The sequence below is a fragment of the Adlercreutzia sp. CNCM I-6207 genome, from assembly GCF_977072305.1.
Window position 1 is genome coordinate 16,413 of record NZ_CDRVLZ010000017.1, and the last position, 14,744, is coordinate 31,156.

The following is a 14,744-nucleotide window of genomic DNA, read 5'->3' on the forward strand; positions in this document are numbered from 1 at the left end:
ACGGCCCTCGTCCCCTTCCAGTCCTACACGGGGTTGGCGATCTCTTCCAAACCGCAAGTCTCGGGCAGACCGAACACGATGTTGGCGCACTGCACGCCCTGGCCGGCCGCGCCCTTCCCCAAGTTGTCGATGGCGCCGGTGGCCACAATCATGCCGGCGGGGTGTACCGCCACGCCCACTTGGGCGCGGCAGGTTCCCGCCACCGACGCCGTGCGCGGCTGCACGCCGGCGTCCATGACGGAGACGAGCGGGCTTGCCGCGTAGAAGTCGCGATACAACTCCACGAGCTCCTCGGTGGTGGGGGCAGCCCCCGAAACCAGCGGCAACGTCACCGTGGACAGCAGTCCGCGGTTGAGCGGAGCGAGATGCGGCGTGAACACGAGCCGGCCCTCGAGCCCCAGGATCTGCTCGATCTCGGGAGTGTGGCGATGGGTGCCCACGCCGTAGGCCTCCAGGTTCTCGTTGGCGAAGCAGTAATGGGTGCGCTCCGTGGCCTTCTTGCCCGCGCCGGTCACGCCCGAGACGGCATCGGCCACCACCGGCGCCACCGCGTCCACGAGCCCCGCGCGGATAGCGGGCGCCGCAGCGAGCGAGGTGGCCGTCGGGTAGCAGCCGGCGCAGCCCACGAGCACGGCCTCGCCGGCAGCGCGGCGCTCGGCCGCGGCGGCCAACTCGTCGCCCGTGAGCTCGGGCAGTCCGAAGGCGGCCTGGGCCAGAAGATCGGTGGCCGTATGAGGCGCGTACCACTTCTCGTAAATGGCCGGATCCTTCAGGCGGAAATCGGCCGACAGGTCGACGACCGTGACGCCGGCGGCCATAAGGTCGGGCGCCATGCCCATGGCCGCCTTGTGGGGCACCGCCAGAAACACCACGTCGAAGGCAGAGAAATCAGTATCCTCGTGGGTGGAGAACGCGAGATCGGTTACCCCAGTGAAGGCGGGATAGGCCTTCGCAATGGGCGTTCCCGCCAGCGCGTCGGAGGTCGCCGCCGCCAAGTCGAACTCGGGATGGCGCGACAGCAGGCGCACCAGCTCGATGCCGGCGAAACCGGCCGCCCCCACAACTCCCGCTCGATAGCCCATAGAATCTTCCTTCCTCTCTGCCCGTTTATATATTCAGCTCTTTCTTGAGCATGCGCACAAAGATGAGCGTTTTCGTTACTGTTTTCATCATACCCCCACTGGGGCCATCCCAAAGGCAAAAAGCTCCGTTTATGACAACTTGGAGCAGGTTGCGCCCCTTCCCCACCCCGCACGGCCCCTTCCGCTAGACTTAGGCGCACATCTTTTGGAAAGGAGCTCTCATGAGCAACAAAGGCAAGAAGGTCAAGGTTCACTACACCGGTACGCTGGACGACGGCACCAAGTTCGATTCGTCCGTGGACCGCGGCGAGCCCATCGAGTTTGTCTGCATGGCCGGCCAGATGATCCCCGGCTTCGACGCCGCCGTGGAGGACATGGCCGTCGGCGAGAAGAAGACCGTGCACATCCCCGCCGCCGAGGCCTACGGCGAGCGCGACGACGCCATGGTGCAGAAGGTGCCCGTGGATCAGATCCCCAACGCCGACCAGCTGCCCGTCGGCCAGACCGTCTACATGATGGGCCCGGGCGGCCAGCCCTTCCCCGTGTTCGTGCAGTCCATCGAGGACGGCATCGTCACCTTCGACATGAATCACGAGCTGGCGGGCAAGGACTTGAACTTCGACATCGAACTTGTCGAGGTTGAGGACTAACCCTGGTTGTCCGGTCGGGAGTTGGCGGAGGGGGCACCGTGCTCAAACAGCATTGAAGTGCAGGGCTCGTCGAGGGTTCCGACATTTCCTAATGCACTTCAATGAACTGCGCGCGGCACCCCCTCCGCCAACTCCCGGCCTACTCTTACTTACTTGAGCTTACTTGAAGCGACCCCGCCGACTTTGGCGGGGTCGCTTTGCGTTTGGGAAAACCGAGGCTGCCCTCGGTGGGAAATTGGCAGCCGGCAAGGCTTGAGAGTCGGTGACTCAGCGCACCAGGCGATCGCGCGGCAGATGCAAGCGCGGCAGCACGGGGCCAACGAAGAGGTGGCACCATGCGGCGAAGCGGAGACGTCTGCTGCGACGAATCTAGGCGAGCGCTTCGGACAGAGAAGCCTCGAACGCCTCGGAGGCGACAGGCTTCACCTCGGTTTTCTTCTGGAAAAGGCCCTTGAACGCGGAGGGCAGGGCGGCCCAGACGCCAACCTGGGGCACGGCATCGGCCTCGACGAGCGACTGCACGGCGCTGGAGGCCGCCTTTGAGCTGATGCCCATATGGGCGAAGCGCTGCTCCAGCTTGGCGCAGTAGGCGGCGTCGGCGGAATCAAGGGAAGCAACGGCGGCTGCGGCCTGGTCGTTGAACAGTTTCATGGTGGTTCTCCTTTCGACGGCGCCTAGTTTAGGCCCACGACGAAGGTCATCGTTTGGTCGATCGGATGAACCCGTGCGCTTCTATTTGTGCAGTTGCACAAGATTATCGTCTGCAAGATCGGCTTCGCGACGATGAAAGAAACAGCATGCTCCCTTCTCTCGCACCGATAGCCCCAATGATGCGGGAACCGAACTATGTCAGATACGCCAACGCGAGCAGGGCGGCCAGTTCGCGGTCGGTTGCATCTTGCACGGAAAGAACTTCCTTGATCTTCTTCAGGCGGTAGCGCACGGTGTTCGGGTGCTGGAACAGCGCCTCGGCCGTGCGGCTCACCTCGCCATAGGCGGCAGCGAACGCCTCGGCTGTCGCACCCAAGTCGGCGTCGTGCTCAGCATCGTAGTCGAACAGAAGCGAGCGCAGAAGGTCGGCGGCGCGCGCGTACAGGCGATCGCTTCGGGCCGCCGCGCGGAAGGCGTCGAAGCGCAGGGTCGTCCACCGCACGATGCCCGCGTCCTCACGCTCGGCCGTGCGCAGGGCGGCCATGGCCTGCCGCACCGCCAGATCCCCCTCCCCCAGGCTCACCTCCTGGCTGATGCCGCACACCAAAGGCCCGGCCGTGGCGATGCATTTCGCCAGGTCGGCGTCGGAGATGGCGATGGCCTTCAGCGGGGGCCTCTTGAAGGAGACGAACCCCAAAAGCATCTCGCGGTAGCGGCACACAAACGTGCGCTCGACGTCGTCCCAGCGTTCGCCATAATCGGCGAGTACCCCTTCCACCACCTTCTGCAATGCGCGCAGCGATGCCCCGTCGTCGGTGACGGGGCGTATGGCCAAACACTGGATAGTGGCGCCTGTAACGCCCGCGATGGTGAAGAACGTAGAGCGCACGGCGTGCTCGTCGGAGGGTGCCAGAATGAGGTCGATCAGGTGGTTGCGCTCCCACTCGGCGGCATCGTCGTCGAGCAGGTTCATGAGGTCGGCGATGACCCGTTCCATGTAGCGCCCCTCGTAGAAGAACACGGGCACGCCCCGCGCGGCCGAGGCCTGCACCACCGTGGGCGGCAGCTCCTTCAGCACCACGGGCTTCACGGCCACCGCCGCCACGCCGCAATCGATGAGCGCAAGCAGCGCCTCTTCGGCCAGATCGGGGTGCACGCCGGCGAAACCCAGCGTGGTGAACACGAATTCGCCCTGGGTGAACACCTCGTAGCCGCCCGTGAACGGCTCGTGATCGAGGGTGCCCACGCCCGTGACCTCGCGCGCGGCCGCCCCGTCGCAGGGAGTCGCCAGCCAAATGCTGTCGAAGGCCCTCATGTTCATGACATCGCCGACGGTGATCATAGCCTCTCCTTGTCCTCGTGCCGGGCGGAACGGCGGAAGGTGCGTTTGCGGAGGAAGGAGCCTTCGGGGATCGCAAAGGGCGCAGACTCATCGCATACCGCCTTGTCTGAGACGGAAAGCGCGGCAGAAGCCGAACCGTCGGAGGCATAACGCGAGGCATCTCCTACGAGGATACGATAGAGGTTGCAGGAGCGGTTGGCCGCGGCGGCGGGTTCCCAATCGGTGGCAGTAGCACGAGATAGGGCCTCTTTCACCGTGGCGGGGGCATCCTCGTCGTGGTTATCAGGACCGAACGTGTTGAGCCAGTGCAGATCGCGCACGATGAGTCGGCGGCTGGGCTCGTGAGGCACGAGGGTTTCCAGCTCGTCGCCTTCCGCGAAACGATTGCGGCACAGGAGGTACAGGTACTGCGGATCATCGGGAAATCCTTCGACTTCGCGCTGCACGCTTCGCTCTGGATGACGCGGGGAGGATGCGACGACGTCGGCCACGTGCATGGTCTCCTGCTCGTAGCCATCGTAGGCGGTCGCCTGTTCAACCTCGGAGAAATAGAAGCCAGTGCCGTAGGGACGGTGGGATACGGCCAGAAGCTCGTCGGCCACGACCTCGGGCGGCTCGCCGTCGAGTGCCCGGCGGTAGGCGCCCACCACGGTGGCCACATAGAAGGCCTTCTTGTTGCGACCCTCGATCTTGATGGAATCCACACCCGCATCGGCCAACGCCTGTAGGTGCGCGAGCATGTTCAGATCCTTCGCATTCATGATGAAGGTGCCGCGATCGTCCTCCTCGATGGGAAAGAACTCGCCGGGGCGCTTCTCCTCTTCCAGCTGGTAGCTCCAGCGGCAGGGCTGGGTGCAGTGACCCTTGTTGCCCGAGCGGCCGGTGAGGTAGCTGCTGATGAGGCAGCGACCCGAGACCGCCATGCACATGGCGCCGTGAGCGAAGGCCTCTATCTCCAGATCAGGCGGCGTCTCCTGGCGCAGGCGGGCGATGTCGGCCAGCGACATTTCCCGGGCGCACACCACGCGGCTCGCGCCGAGAGAGTGCCACACCCGGGCCGCAGCCGCATTGGCCACCGAGGCCTGGGTGCTCACATGGCGCTCCACCCGCGGCGACACCTCCCCGGCCACAGCGAAGGCACCGAGGTCGCCGATGATGAAGGCGTCCACCCCGGCCGCGTCCAGCGCGCGGAAGAACGCCGGCAGCCCGTCGATGTCGTCGGGGTGCATGAGAATGTTGCAGGTGACGTGCACCTTCACGCCGTGTTCGTGAGCAAAGGCCACAGCAGCGGGAATCTCGTCCATGCGGAAGTTCGCCGCCCGGGCCCGCATGCCGAACCGCTCGGCCGCCAGATACACCGCATCGGCCCCGAAGGCCACGGCGGCCCGCAGCTGTTCCATCCCACCCGCCGGCGCGAGCAGTTCCATCGGCATGCTTCCCAACGAGCTACCCCTCGAACGTCACGCGGGCACCCTGGGGGGTGTCCTCGATCACGAAGCCGAGATCGGCCAGGCCGTTGCGGACGCCGTCGGCCACGGCCCAGTTCTTCTCTTTGCGGGCCGTCGCGCGGGCCTCGAGCAAGCGCGCCACGGCGATTTCCGGATCATCGCCGTCATAACCGGCCAAGTCGGCCGCGAGCGCCACCACTTCCACCGGGTAGGCCTCCCCCGCCTCGGCGGCCGTCACATCAATGCCGAGCACGTCCATGAGCTCCACGATGGCGTCGCGCGCCTCGCGCACGGCGGCGGCTTCTTCGGCCGCGAGGGTCTTCGCATCGGCCACGAGCGCATTCGCATCGCTCACGAATGAGAAGATCTCACCCAAGGCCGCCGGCGCGTTGAAGTCGTCATCCATGGCCTCGGTGAAGCCCGCACGCAGAACGGCCACACGATCGGTGAGCGCCGCGGCGTCCAGCGTGGCTGCAAGGGCAGCTGCGGGCGTCTCGGGCTCAAGGGCCGCCTCGCCGCGGGGCGTGCCCGTCTCCAGCAGCCAGTCCAGGGCCTTCACGGCGTTCTCGATACGCGTGAGGGCCGCGTCGGCCTCGGCAACGCGCTGCTCGCCGAACACGAGCGGGCTGCGGTAGTGGCTCTGCAGCATGAGCATGCGCAGGGCCGCCGGACGCACCTGCTCCAGCACCTCGTGCAGCAGCAGGAAGTTGTTCAGCGACTTCGACATCTTCTCGGTCTCGCCGGTCTCGGCGTTGGCGATTTGCAGCATGCCGGAGTGCATCCAGTAGTTGGCGAACGTGCTGTCGCAGGCGCACTCGGACTGGGCGCGCTCGTTCTCGTGGTGCGGGAACACCAGATCGGCCCCGCCGCCGTGGATGTCGAAGGGTAGCCCCAGGTACTTCTCGGACATGGCCGAGCACTCGATGTGCCAGCCCGGACGGCCCTCGCCCCAGGGGGATTCCCACGCCGGCTCGCCGGGCTTGGCCGCCTTCCACAGGGCGAAGTCCAGCTCGTCGCGCTTGCGCTCCTCCAGGCCCTGGCCGTCGGCGCGCAGCTCGCGGTGGCCGCTTTCCGCCTCGTCCACATCGCGGCCCGAAAGCTGCCCGTAGCCCGGGTAGGAGCGCACGTCGAAGTACACGTCGCCCTCCGACACGTAGGCGTGGCCGCGCTCTATCAAGCGCTCAATGAGGGCGATCATGGTGCCGATCTCCTCCGTGGCCTTCGGGCGGATGTCCGGATCCTGCACGTCGGCCGCATGCATGTCCTCGATGAACAGACGCGTGTACTCCTCGGCCACTTCGGCGGCCGTGCGCGCCTCCTCGGCAGCGCGGCGGATGATCTTGTCGTCCACGTCCGTCACGTTCTGCACGAAGGTGACGTCGAAGCCGCGCCAGCTGAGGTAGCGGCGAATCATGTCGAAGGAGATGAACGTGCGCGCGTTGCCGATGTGGATGCGGTTGTACACCGTCGGCCCGCAGACGTACATGGAGACCTTCCCGGGCTCGACAGGTTCGAAATCCACCTTCTGGCGGCGGCGCGTATCGTACAGCTTGATCATAAAAGCTCCTTCGGGCGTTCATTCAGAATGAGAGCCATTGTAGCGCAAGAAAGCACCCTCACCTTTGCGACACAGGCGATTAAAGCACGAACATCAGCTCAACAAGCCAACGGCCTTTAGCATGACGTCCTTGCGCTTGGCTGCGCCCTCTACGATGCGTTGCGCCATGGCGTAGGCGTCGTTGTTCGCGCCAAACTTCGCCGATTCGGCAGCAGCCGCATCGAATGCTGCTTCCAACGAACCGGCCAATTCCTCAAGAATCGTTGTAGCTACTCGAGCAGGTCACTCACCGCGCGGCCCCTCTCACGTCTATGCTCAAGTCGAGCCCGAGCATAGAAGCTACGTCGAGAGTTTTGCCGAACTGAATGGTCTCCTTGCCGTTCTCCAGATCGGAAACGAAGCGCGTACCGCACCCGCAATACTCGGCCATCTCTTGCTGCGAATAGCCGAGCTCTTTGCGACGCGCACGAATGGCTTGCCCCAGGACTTTCATCGAGTTAATGCGCATGACGTTCTCATTACCTAGCGGGAATATCTGTCGACCAAGAACTATATCATTACCGCTCGGGAATGAAAAGGAAATTTGAGCGGTTCTATTACCGATCGGGAATGATATGGAGTGCGAGACTTTCAGGCTACAAGGTGAGCACGAGCACTGTCTGCCCCTACTCTTCCCCGTCGTCCAAGTAGTTGCGCAGCGCCTGCATGCGGCGATCAAGATCGGCAGCAGTCTCGGCCAAGTCGGCGAGTTCTGCGGCCACTGCCGCGGCCTCCTCGTCGGGGAGGTTCTTCTTGTAGCGCAGCTGATGCTCCAACGATGCCCAGAAATTCATGGAGATGGTGCGCAGCTGCACTTCCACCTTCACCGAACGCTTCTCGCGCTCAAGGAAAATGGGCACCTCAATAATGAGATGCAAGCTGCGGTACCCGCTCGGCTTCGGGGAAGCCACGTAGTCGCGCCGCTCGATAAGAGTCACATCGTCTTGGGACAGCAGCGACTCAGCCAGGGAGAACATGTCCTCGGGGAAGGTGCAGACGACGCGCACGCCGGCAACATCGAAGATGTTCTCCTCGATGGAATCCACCGACATGGGGAAGCCTTTGCGGGCGAGCTTCTTCGCCAGACTGTCGGTGCTTTTCAAGCGCGACTTGATGGACTCGATGGGGTTGCGGTCGTGCTGCAGGCCGAACTCGGCGTCCAGCACGCGGAACTTCGTCTCCACCTCCATCATGGCGCACTCGTAATAGGTCATGAGGCGTCGGTAAGGTCCGAAGTTGCGTTCCAGCATAGCGGCGAACTCATCGCTGCCGGCCAGTCGCGCCAGCATCTGGTTCGCCAGTTCCTCCCGCTGCTCGTGCAACACATCCAACGCGCTTTGGCCCAACGCGCCCTGGCCGTCGCGCAGCCGCACCACTGCATTCTCGAAGGCCCGCTCCGTCAACCTCGCCATAACCGCTTCCTTCCACACAAAAATCTCCCGCAGGGACTGCGCCCGCGCGGGAGATTATAGGGGACGCGCACGATGCGCGGCGGAATTCTACAACCGTTCTATCGGAACTCTATCGCGCCTCGGCAGCGGCGGATGGGGCGGCATCGACGCCCTCAAGATGCACGGAGGCGTGCCAGTTGCCGGGCTCGCCGCTTACCTGGTACACGTAGGTAGCGCCGTCCTTCTCGTAGGTGCCCGTGGCGGCGCCGTTGGTGGCAAGCTCATCGGTGAGGTCGATGGGCTCGATGCCCTCGGGGGCCAGAATGACATGGCCGTCGGAAGATTCCAGCACCATGTCGTCGGCGTTCGGCGAACCGTCCTCGGCGCCTTCCACCGTGTAGTCGTGGATCTCGAAAGTCGTGCCGTCGAAGTCGCCGTCTTCCGAGATCATGGTCATCTGCGCCGCGCCGCCGCTCTCATCGTTCACCTCGTAGCTGACCTCCGCCACGGTGGTATCGCCGTTCTGGCTCATCTGCACGTCCAGCTCCACCGGCTCGCCGTTGATGTAGACCGTGGCCTTCTCCACCCAGGTCTCGCCCGTGGCGGCGTAGCACACACCGTTGGTGACCACAAATACTCCGAGCAGCGCCGCGCAGGTGGCCGTCGCGAATTTCAGAGCCGTCGTGCGTTTCTTCGTCTTCTCCATGGGAATGCCCTTAACCTTTCCAATCAGGTCAGCAGAGGCATGGACCTCGCCCATCATGGCTTTGTACTGGCTTGAGTTGCTCATCTTCCCACGCCTCCTTCAATGACTGTTTCAGCAACTTCCTTGCTCGGACGAGCCGGGTGCGCACCGTGGGTTCCTTGATGCCCAGCACCTCGGCGATCTCGCGGGTGCCCATGTCCTCGAAGTAGAACAGGTGCACGACAATGCGGCACTTTTCGGGCAGCGTGCCCAAAGCCGCGTACAGCGCCTCGTGAGCCGGCTCGGCGAAAGCGGGCTCCTCGAAGGGCGGGGCATCGCCGTCGCGAATCTCGCGCAGCTCCACTCGCTGGCGCCACAGACTCCGCCAGAGGCTCTTGCACTCGTTCACCGTGACGCGAATGAGCCACGCGCGCAGACGCTCATCGCAGGCGGCGCCGCGTTCGGCCTCGGCCGCCATGGCGCGCCCGCTATCACGCTCGGCCTTATCGCAAAGCCACGCCGGCGGTTTCTCGTAGAGCTTCAAGAACACCGCCTGCACCACGTCCTCGGCATCGGGCACGCGCCGCGTCTGGTTGAGCGCGATGCGGTACACCATGTCGGCGTAGTCGTCGACGATCTGTCGGTACTGGCGATTGTCCACAGGTTTCCTTCTCGTCCGAAAGGGAAGGCGCCAACGCCGCAGCCGCTAGCTTGCCGCCCCGTCACCGCCTTCCGTAAAAGGCCTTTCACAGACAATACGCTTGAGAGCGGAGAAATGTGCGACGCTTGGGAGAGATTTTGGGATTGCGAGAATCAACCTAAAACTGCAGCAGCCCTTCCATGGAGCAGCGCAAGGCGCAGGCGAGGCGGTAGACCGCCTCAGCGGAGGCGCGATTGGTGTTCTTCTGCCGCTGCTCGTACATTTGGATGGAGCGCAAGCTTATCCCCGATCGCTCAGCCAACTCCTCCTGGGTCAAGCTGCACAGCTCGCGCTGGCGCTTCAGTCGTGTCGGCAACGAGGCGGCCGAGCGAGCGTCTTCCCACTCGCCCGCCTGCAGCTCAGCGAAGACGCTCGCGGGGCTCACCTCGCCGACGTCGCTCACCCAGCGGACGCGCAGGACGTAGAAGGCCGCCTTCTCCGGTGCGTAGTCGAAGGTTCAGGTTAGGTTCTGATGGTCGTTAAATGCGGCACACGAGGCAGGTGGCATAGGCGGTGATGCCCTCTTCGCGGCCTTCGGGGCCCAAGTGTTCGGTGGTGGTGGCCTTCACGCCGACGTTTTCCACGGGAAGCCCCATGGCACGGGCCAGGTTCTCGCGCATCTGCTCGCGGTAGGGAGAGAGCTTCGGGGCTTGGGCGGCGATGACGCTGTCCACGTCGATGATCTCGAAACCGCGCTCGCGCACAAAGCGAGCCACCTCGGCGAGCAGCTTGAGCGAGTCAGCATCCTTGTAGGCCGGGTCGGTGTCGGGGAACAGCTTCCCGATGTCGCCCCCGCGCACCGCGCCCAGCAGCGCGTCGGAGATGGCATGGGCCAGCACGTCGGCATCGGAATGCCCGTCGAGCCCCTGATGGTGCGGAATATCCACCCCGCCCAAGATGAGCTTGCGCCCCGGAGCAAAGGCGTGCACATCCATTCCCAGCCCCGTCCGAAGATTTCGCAGGTCGTTCATACCGGCTCCTTCCGCCTTCCTCCATCATGCGTGTCGCCTTTGAGAACCCTTCTCATTTCCCTCTCGGTCATTGGAAGGGGCCGATTTTGCAGCAAATCGCGAGTTATAAGCGTCTGCACGATGCGCTTCGCTGCATTCCAGGTTTTCCGCCCAACAAAACCCCAGGTCAGAAATTCGCAGCTTTTGAATGTCTCGAACGAAGCAAGCTCCGGACGCTTATAACTCGCGATTTGCTGCAAAAAGTGGCCTCTTCGTTAACCGTCATCGATGCTCGGAGTTCAAAAGCATAGTCCGAACGGCACTGGCGAGAAGCACGTAGTCCTCGGGCACCGTAAGCTTAATGTTGTCGCGCTTCCCTTCCACGATCAGCACTTTGCCGCCAAGCCGCTCGATGAGCGAAGAGTCGTCAGTTCCCACGAACCCGTCGGACAGCGCACTTGCATGGGCGCGACGGTAGATGCCCGCACGGAAGACCTGGGGCGTCTGGGCATTCCAGAACACCGACCGGTCGGGGGTGCCCACCACCACGCCGTCTTCCACGACCTTCAGCGTATCCACCGCCGGATGCGCCACAATGGCGCCGTCGGCATCGAAGTTGCCCTTCACCATGTTGATGGTGTGCTCGATGAGATCCGGCGACACGAGCGGTCGGGCGCCATCGTGCAGCACCACGTACTCGTACTCGTCGCCCACCATCTCGAGCCCCGAGAACGCCGACTCCTGGCGAATGGCCCCTGAAGGCGCGAGCACCACCGGCGTCACGAACGGGAACGGGTCGATGGCGCGGGACAAGTACTCGTGCATGCGCTCCTCGGGGCACACGATGACGATGAGCCCCACATCGCCTACCGCGTCGAAGGCCTCGGCCGACCACGTGAGGATGGGCTTGCCGGCAATCTCCACCAGCTGCTTGCCACCTTCTTTGCCGAAGCGCTCCCCTGTGCCACCGGCCAGAATGATGGCCGCCGTCTGGGGCTTTTTGTCCACTTTGCCCTGCAGCTGCAGAAGCGGCGAGCTCAGGGCATCGAAATCGAGCTCATCCATGCAAAAAGACGGCTCGCGAAGAACCGAGGGCTCGGTGACGGGATCGATGATGTTCGGCATAAATCCTCCCATGGCGATAGCGTGGCGTTCGAGCGCAAGACCACGAGGGCACGCTCTGATACTTGCTTATAGTATAAGCCATCAGAGGGATTTTCGAATTTTCTCACCTGAATGCCAGTTGAAGGGCGAAATGGCCTTCAACCATGAGCAAAAATGCCAGTTGAAGGGCGAAATGGCCGAATTGGGGCCCTTTTCTGAAGCGAAGTGTCGGCCATTTCGGGGTCGAACTGGCATTTACCGCAGCGTTTCCGGAAACAGCGCGCCGAGACAACGCCGGGGCGACAATGCTGGGACGGCAACGCTGGGACGGCAACGCCAGCACGTAAAAAGGAGGCTCCGGAGAGCCTCCTGCCATACAGCAAAATCCGCACATGCTGCGCAACCGGAGCGCAGTGCGCTCGTCAAGACCCAGCCTGCGAGGCGAGCCACAAGTGCACCGAGCAAATCGCGGCCGCCCGGCAATACGCTCGGGCAAGCGCCAGTAGCCGAAAACGACCCTATTCCCCTCCCGCCAGGGAACCGGCGGGGGTGCCGGCGCCGCGGCCACTTCCCACGCCGGCGTGGCCCAGGTCGTAGTTCGTCAGCAAAAGCTCGGCGTCACGGGCGATGGAGTCGCGCTTGCGGGGCGCCGGAATGGAACCGGTTCCCTCGGAGAACACCAGCTCCTCACCGTCCTCGGACACGGTGACGTCCACCACCGAACCGCTTGTCCAGCGGCCCTCGAGAATCTGCTCGGACAGCGGATCCTCCAGCATGCGCTGGATGGCGCGACGCAAGGGGCGCGCACCGAAGGCGGTGTCAGTGCCCTCTTTGGCCACGAGGCGTTTGGCGGCGTCGTCCAGGTTGATGGTCATGTTCTGGGCGATCATGCGCTCGCGCAGCTCGGCCACCATGAGGTCGACGATCTGCACGATCTCGTCCTCGGTCAGGCTCTTGAACACGATGATCTCGTCGATACGGTTCAAAAACTCCGGACGGAAGGCGTTCTTCAGCTCGTGCATGACGCGGCTCTTGATCTCCTTGTCGGAAAGCCCGTTCTGCCCCGAGTTCGAGAAGCCCAGCGTGGTCGTGGTGGTGATGTCGCGGGCGCCCACGTTCGAGGTCATGATGATGACGGTGTTGCGGAAGTCCACAGTGCGCCCCTGGGCGTCGGTCAGGCGCCCCTCCTCCAGAATTTGCAGCAGGATGTTGAACACATCCGGATGCGCCTTCTCGATCTCGTCGAAGAGCACCACCGAGTACGGGCGCTGGCGCACGGCCTTGGTGAGCTGGCCGCCATCGTCGAAGCCCACGTAGCCCGGAGGCGAACCCACCAGGCGCGACACCGTGTGCTTCTCCATGTACTCGGACATGTCGAAGGACAGAAGCGCGTCCTCGGAGTTGAACAGGAACTCGGCCAGCGCCTTGGAAAGCTCGGTCTTGCCCACGCCCGACGGGCCCAGGAAGATGAACGAACCGGCGGGGCGCTTCGGATCCTTCAAGCCCGAGCGGGAGCGGCGGATGGCCTTGGAAAGCGCGGTGACGGCCTCGTCCTGGCCGATGATGCGCTCGTGCAGAACGCCTTCCATGCGCAGCAGCTTTTCGGTCTCGGCCTCGGTGAGGTTGCTCACGGGCACACCAGTGGACATGGACACCACGTCGGCGATGTCCTCGACCGTGACGTTCTGCACGGTCTTGGAGGTGTCCTCCTCCCACTTCTTCTCGGCCTCTTCGCGCTCCTGCTTCAGGGCCTCTTCCTCGTCGCGTAGCTCGGCGGCGCGCTCGAACTGCTGCTCGCCGATGGCGCGATCCTTGTCGGCGCGCACCTTCCGCAGCTTCTCGTCCAAATCGCGCAGTTCCTTGGGCAGCGTCATGTTGCGGATGCGCATGCGGGCGCCGGCCTCGTCCATGACGTCGATGGCCTTGTCGGGCAGGTAGCGATCCTGGATGTAGCGGTTGGCCAGCTGCACGGCGGCGGTCAGCGCCTCGTCGGTGAAGTGCACACCGTGGTGCGCCTCGTACTTGTCGCGCAGGCCCTCCATGATGCGCACGGCCTGTTCCTCGTTGGGCTCGTTGATGGTGAGCGGTTGGAAGCGGCGCTCCAACGCGGAGTCCTTCTCCAGGTGTTTGCGGAACTCCTCCAGGGTGGTGGCGCCGATGATCTGAATCTCACCGCGGGACAGCGGAGGCTTTAAGATAGCGGCCGCATCGATGGAGCCTTCCGCGGAGCCGGCGCCGATGATGGTGTGGATCTCGTCGATGAACAGCAGCACGTCGCCGGCGTCCATGACCTCCTTGATGACCTTCTTCAGACGTTCCTCGAACTCGCCGCGGTACTTCGAGCCGGCCACGAGCGCAGACACGTCCAGTGTGATGAGGCGCTTGTTGCGCAGGATGTCGGGCACCTGGTTGGCCACGATGAGCTGCGCCAAGCCCTCGGCGATGGCGGTTTTGCCCACGCCGGGCTCGCCCAGAATGAGCGGGTTGTTCTTCTGGCGGCGCGAAAGGATCTGCATGACGCGCTCGATTTCCGACGCGCGGCCGATGACCGGATCCAGCTTGCCCTCGCGGGCCTTCTTGGTGAGATCGGTGCCGAACTCGGTGAGCATGGAATCCGACGAGCTCGCCGGGCTATCGAAGCCCGCGCGCCCGGCGTAGACCGGCGATTGGCCCACAAGATCGTTCAGCGCCCCGCGCACGTCGTCGCCGGAGACGTTCAGGCGGCCCAGCACCTCGAGCGCCGTGCCCTCGCCCTCGCGCACGATACCCAGCAGCAAGTGCTCCGTGGAGATGTAGGACTGCCCCATCTGCATGGCCTCGCGCAGCGAGTTCTCCAGCACGCGCTTGACGCGCGGCGTGAAGGAGAGATGTCCGGAGACGTCGGTGTCCTCGTCGATGGTGACCACCTGGCGGATGGCCTGAACGACGCCGTCGTAGCTGACGTTCAAGCGGTCGAGCGCCTGGGCGGCAAGACCGTCCTTCTCCTGGATGAGGCCGAGCAGGATATGCTCGGTGCCCACGTAGGGCTGGTGAAGCGAGCGCGCCTCATCCTGAGCCAGGACAAGCACTTTACGCGCCTTGTCCGTGAATTTCTCGAATGACATGGTTGCCTCGTTCCTTGGGTTGGTGCCCTTCTGCGAATGC

General features: G+C 64.0%; 15 protein-coding genes. 1 reads left to right on the top strand and 14 read right to left on the bottom strand.

Translation table 11 applies throughout. From position 1 onward, the window contains the following. Window positions 1–23: 23 nt before the first annotated feature. The gene (gene argC, locus ACW4QM_RS09165) at window positions 24–1,082 is read right to left on the bottom strand and encodes an N-acetyl-gamma-glutamyl-phosphate reductase (protein ID WP_161127990.1); all 1,059 of its coding nucleotides are present in this window, start codon (window positions 1,080–1,082) and stop codon (window positions 24–26) included. Between the two features lie 221 nt (window positions 1,083–1,303). Here argC and ACW4QM_RS09170 point away from each other — a divergent pair, with 221 nt between their 5' ends. Beyond that, the gene (locus ACW4QM_RS09170) at window positions 1,304–1,732 is read left to right on the top strand and encodes an FKBP-type peptidyl-prolyl cis-trans isomerase (protein ID WP_022738937.1); all 429 of its coding nucleotides are present in this window, start codon (window positions 1,304–1,306) and stop codon (window positions 1,730–1,732) included. 369 nt (window positions 1,733–2,101) lie between these two features. Here ACW4QM_RS09170 and ACW4QM_RS09175 read toward each other — a convergent pair whose 3' ends face one another. The 13 genes from ACW4QM_RS09175 to ACW4QM_RS09235 form a co-directional block, all read right to left on the bottom strand. Next, on the bottom strand, window positions 2,102–2,383 hold the full coding sequence (locus ACW4QM_RS09175) for a hypothetical protein (RefSeq protein WP_117284168.1): 282 nt from the start codon (window positions 2,381–2,383) through the stop codon (window positions 2,102–2,104). Window positions 2,384–2,576: 193 nt separating this feature from the next. Then, window positions 2,577–3,725: a helix-turn-helix domain-containing protein gene (locus ACW4QM_RS09180; protein WP_161127989.1), complete on the bottom strand. Its 1,149-nt coding sequence runs from the start codon at window positions 3,723–3,725 to the stop codon at window positions 2,577–2,579. Next, window positions 3,722–5,158, bottom strand: a complete 1,437-nt coding sequence (locus tag ACW4QM_RS09185) for a peptidase U32 family protein (protein WP_302148436.1) — start codon at window positions 5,156–5,158, stop codon at window positions 3,722–3,724. The genes ACW4QM_RS09180 and ACW4QM_RS09185 overlap by 4 nt, the downstream gene beginning before the upstream one ends. 13 nt (window positions 5,159–5,171) lie before the next feature. Next, window positions 5,172–6,731 carry a cysteine--tRNA ligase gene (gene cysS / locus ACW4QM_RS09190; protein WP_161127987.1) on the bottom strand — a complete coding sequence of 520 codons (1,560 nt, stop codon included), beginning with the start codon at window positions 6,729–6,731 and terminating at the stop codon, window positions 5,172–5,174. Between the two features lie 93 nt (window positions 6,732–6,824). Then, on the bottom strand, window positions 6,825–6,968 hold the full coding sequence (locus ACW4QM_RS09195; RefSeq protein WP_161127986.1) for a hypothetical protein: 144 nt from the start codon (window positions 6,966–6,968) through the stop codon (window positions 6,825–6,827). A 49-nt stretch (window positions 6,969–7,017) separates the two neighbouring features. After that, entirely contained in the window at window positions 7,018–7,239 is a 222-nt protein-coding gene (locus tag ACW4QM_RS09200; RefSeq protein WP_161127985.1) for a helix-turn-helix transcriptional regulator, read from the bottom strand. A 157-nt stretch (window positions 7,240–7,396) separates the two neighbouring features. Continuing rightward, window positions 7,397–8,182 carry a GTP pyrophosphokinase gene (locus ACW4QM_RS09205; protein ID WP_202427877.1) on the bottom strand — a complete coding sequence of 262 codons (786 nt, stop codon included), beginning with the start codon at window positions 8,180–8,182 and terminating at the stop codon, window positions 7,397–7,399. A gap of 109 nt (window positions 8,183–8,291) precedes the next feature. After that, window positions 8,292–8,951: a hypothetical protein gene (locus tag ACW4QM_RS09210; RefSeq protein WP_161127984.1), complete on the bottom strand. Its 660-nt coding sequence runs from the start codon at window positions 8,949–8,951 to the stop codon at window positions 8,292–8,294. Next, the gene (locus ACW4QM_RS09215) at window positions 8,896–9,507 is read right to left on the bottom strand and encodes an RNA polymerase sigma factor (protein WP_202427876.1); all 612 of its coding nucleotides are present in this window, start codon (window positions 9,505–9,507) and stop codon (window positions 8,896–8,898) included. Before ACW4QM_RS09215 ends, ACW4QM_RS09210 begins: the two co-directional genes overlap by 56 nt. Window positions 9,508–9,664: 157 nt before the next feature. Next, window positions 9,665–9,949, bottom strand: a complete 285-nt coding sequence (locus ACW4QM_RS09220) for a helix-turn-helix domain-containing protein (RefSeq protein ID WP_022738896.1) — start codon at window positions 9,947–9,949, stop codon at window positions 9,665–9,667. A gap of 76 nt (window positions 9,950–10,025) precedes the next feature. Continuing rightward, window positions 10,026–10,517 carry a 2-C-methyl-D-erythritol 2,4-cyclodiphosphate synthase gene (ispF, locus tag ACW4QM_RS09225; protein ID WP_161127983.1) on the bottom strand — a complete coding sequence of 164 codons (492 nt, stop codon included), beginning with the start codon at window positions 10,515–10,517 and terminating at the stop codon, window positions 10,026–10,028. A 261-nt stretch (window positions 10,518–10,778) separates the two neighbouring features. Then, complete coding sequence (gene ispD / locus ACW4QM_RS09230; RefSeq protein ID WP_022738886.1) at window positions 10,779–11,621, bottom strand: 2-C-methyl-D-erythritol 4-phosphate cytidylyltransferase; 843 nt, start codon at window positions 11,619–11,621, stop codon at window positions 10,779–10,781. Window positions 11,622–12,118: 497 nt separating this feature from the next. Further along, window positions 12,119–14,704, bottom strand: coding sequence for an ATP-dependent Clp protease ATP-binding subunit (locus tag ACW4QM_RS09235; protein ID WP_161127982.1), 2,586 nt, complete (start codon window positions 14,702–14,704; stop codon window positions 12,119–12,121). Window positions 14,705–14,744: the final 40 nt, after the last annotated feature.

Excerpts from the sequence above, each read along its gene's own strand:
- ACW4QM_RS09205 (WP_202427877.1), bottom strand. The coding sequence starts at position 8,182 with ATGGCGAGGTTGACGGAGCGGGCCTTCGAGAATGCAGTGGTGCGGCTG.
- ACW4QM_RS09175 (WP_117284168.1), bottom strand. The coding sequence starts at position 2,383 with ATGAAACTGTTCAACGACCAGGCCGCAGCCGCCGTTGCTTCCCTTGAT.
- cysS (WP_161127987.1), bottom strand. The coding sequence starts at position 6,731 with ATGATCAAGCTGTACGATACGCGCCGCCGCCAGAAGGTGGATTTCGAA.
- ACW4QM_RS09185 (WP_302148436.1), bottom strand. The coding sequence starts at position 5,158 with ATGCCGATGGAACTGCTCGCGCCGGCGGGTGGGATGGAACAGCTGCGG.
- ACW4QM_RS09235 (WP_161127982.1), bottom strand. The coding sequence starts at position 14,704 with ATGTCATTCGAGAAATTCACGGACAAGGCGCGTAAAGTGCTTGTCCTG.
- ACW4QM_RS09180 (WP_161127989.1), bottom strand. The coding sequence starts at position 3,725 with ATGATCACCGTCGGCGATGTCATGAACATGAGGGCCTTCGACAGCATT.
- argC (WP_161127990.1), bottom strand. The coding sequence starts at position 1,082 with ATGGGCTATCGAGCGGGAGTTGTGGGGGCGGCCGGTTTCGCCGGCATC.
- ispF (WP_161127983.1), bottom strand. The coding sequence starts at position 10,517 with ATGAACGACCTGCGAAATCTTCGGACGGGGCTGGGAATGGATGTGCAC.
- ACW4QM_RS09170 (WP_022738937.1), top strand. The coding sequence starts at position 1,304 with ATGAGCAACAAAGGCAAGAAGGTCAAGGTTCACTACACCGGTACGCTG.
- ACW4QM_RS09200 (WP_161127985.1), bottom strand. The coding sequence starts at position 7,239 with ATGCGCATTAACTCGATGAAAGTCCTGGGGCAAGCCATTCGTGCGCGT.
- ispD (WP_022738886.1), bottom strand. The coding sequence starts at position 11,621 with ATGCCGAACATCATCGATCCCGTCACCGAGCCCTCGGTTCTTCGCGAG.
- ACW4QM_RS09210 (WP_161127984.1), bottom strand. The coding sequence starts at position 8,951 with ATGAGCAACTCAAGCCAGTACAAAGCCATGATGGGCGAGGTCCATGCC.